The sequence below is a fragment of the Streptococcus sp. GMD4S genome, from assembly GCF_000296955.1.
In genome coordinates, this window is record NZ_AJRE01000205.1 from 1 (window position 1) to 1,614 (window position 1,614).

General features: G+C 43.5%; 2 protein-coding genes. Both read right to left on the reverse strand.

Annotated features, from left to right (window positions below; genetic code table 11):
• Positions 1-373, reverse strand: a 373-nt coding sequence (locus GMD4S_RS08655) for a metallophosphoesterase (RefSeq protein WP_000133317.1), incomplete at its 3' end; no start/stop codon positions are given.
• The coding region (locus GMD4S_RS08660; RefSeq protein WP_008289688.1) for a DNA repair protein RecN at positions 374-1,614 on the reverse strand (1,241 nt) is incomplete at its 5' end.

A 1,614-nucleotide genomic window follows, 5' to 3' on the forward strand; every position in this document is an offset into this window, starting at 1 on the left:
TAAATTCGACCAAGTCTGCCGCTTCAGTCGCAACACGCTTGGCATCTTCTACGCCATCAACTGGTGCATCCAAGGGACGACCTAAAATAGAGTTAATAGTTGTATCTCCACCATTGCGACGATAATGGTCATAGCTTTCTTCTGGGTCATCGAGCCAAGTCAGAAACATATACTCGTGGTTTCCTGATAGACAGATAGCTCCTTGATTGTCGACCAAGTCTTTGACCATTTCTAGAACACGGCGACTGTCTTCACCACGGTCAATCAAATCCCCTAGAAAGAGCAACTGGGTGTGACCATCCCATGTTTTGAGAAGGTCTTCCAGCATACCTGCTTTTCCGTGAACATCTCCAATTACATAATAGTCTGTCATTTATTTCTCCCTCGTTTGCAATAATTCTCTAGCTTGGGTAAGGGCCGCCTCTGTTACATTTTCCCCAGCCAACATTTTAGCAACTTCCTCTACTCGTTCTTCTAAAGTCAAGAGACGAACTGTCGACACCGTTGAGTGCTCATCGCTAATCTTCTCAATAAAGAATTGATAATCCGCGATGGCAATCACTTGTGGAAGGTGAGAGATAGCAAGAACCTGACCATGCTGGCCAATCTTATGAATTTTTTGAGCAATGGCCTGGGCTACACGACCTGAAACTCCCGTATCCACCTCATCAAAGACAATACTGGTCTTGCCTTCCTTACGAGAAAAGGCTGACTTGATAGCCAACATAAGGCGGGATAATTCCCCACCAGATGCAACTTTGACCAAAGGCTTAAAGTCTTCACCTGGGTTGGTGGAAATGTAAAACTCGACCGTTTCATTCCCCTCACGACTAAATTTGCCCTTGCTAAAGCGAACTTGAAATTGAGCCTTCTCCATATAAAGATCTTGCAACTCTTGTTTTATCTCAGCTTCTAGCTGCTGGGCCAAGTCATGGCGAGCTGATGCAAGCTGCCCTGCCAAATCAACAAGATTAACTTCCAATTTCTTGAGCTCTGCTTCCATATCTTCGGAAGAAAGGTTATTTCCAGTCAAGAGATTGTACTCATCCGTAATCTTGGCAAAATAAAGCAAAACGTCGTCCACAGTTCCACCATACTTGCGAGTAATCGTATTCAGAAGATCTAAGCGATTCTCAACCTGCATGAGGCGATTGCCATCAAAATCCAAGTCATCAATAATATCTTCCAAACGCTTGGTAATATCTTCTAAAACATAGTAGGTTTCTGATAGAGAACTTGAAATTTCACGGTATTCAGGGTCATACTCTTCGACACTTTCCATGTCATTCATGGCTGAACGGACATTAGCAAGACTGGAGAATTCCTCATTGTCTAACATGCTATAGGCATTGGTTAGCGTATCCGCAATATTTTTATGATTGAGGAGTTTATCTCGTTCTTGGTTGAGAACCAAGTCTTCACCAGCCTGCAAGTTTGCAGCCTCAATCTCTGCCATTTGAAATTCCAACATCTCAATACGAGCCTTGTGTTCCTGTTGGTTTTTCTTGACTTCCAAAACCTGCTTACGCATTTTGCGATAGGCATCAAAGCTCGTCTGATAGGTCTCCTTCAAGTCCAAGAAAGCAGCATCACCAAACTCATCCAACATCTGGA